Annotated in this window: 1 pseudogene; it reads right to left on the bottom strand. The window is 72.6% G+C overall.

Going from position 1 to position 277, the window contains the following annotated elements:
- Nucleotides 1–277 (bottom strand): annotated as a pseudogene (locus H928_RS29175) (hypothetical protein); the annotation flags it as partial.

The raw sequence follows: 277 nt of genomic DNA, 5'->3' as shown, positions 1-277 counted from the left end.
AGGGCACCGGCCGACAGCTCAATGCTGGCCGCCGCGCCGTCCGATGCGCTCTCCAGCAACCAGACCGTGCCCTTGGCCGATGCCTGCACGCCCTTGACGATAAGCTGGGCGCCATCGACCGACAGCGCGACCGGCAGGGCGACCACGCTGGCCGACGCCCCCACCGAGGCCGCCGTGCCCACGACGACCGATGCAATCGGCAGGGCCGAGAGCACCAACGACGCATCGCTTTGTGCCCGGGCCGCCGGGGCGGTGGCCAAACCCAGCACCAGCGCGG

This window comes from Comamonas sp. B-9 (assembly GCF_000410635.1).
Lineage (GTDB): Bacteria > Pseudomonadota > Gammaproteobacteria > Burkholderiales > Burkholderiaceae_C > Comamonas.
This window is presented reverse-complemented; position numbering and strand designations above follow the sequence as displayed.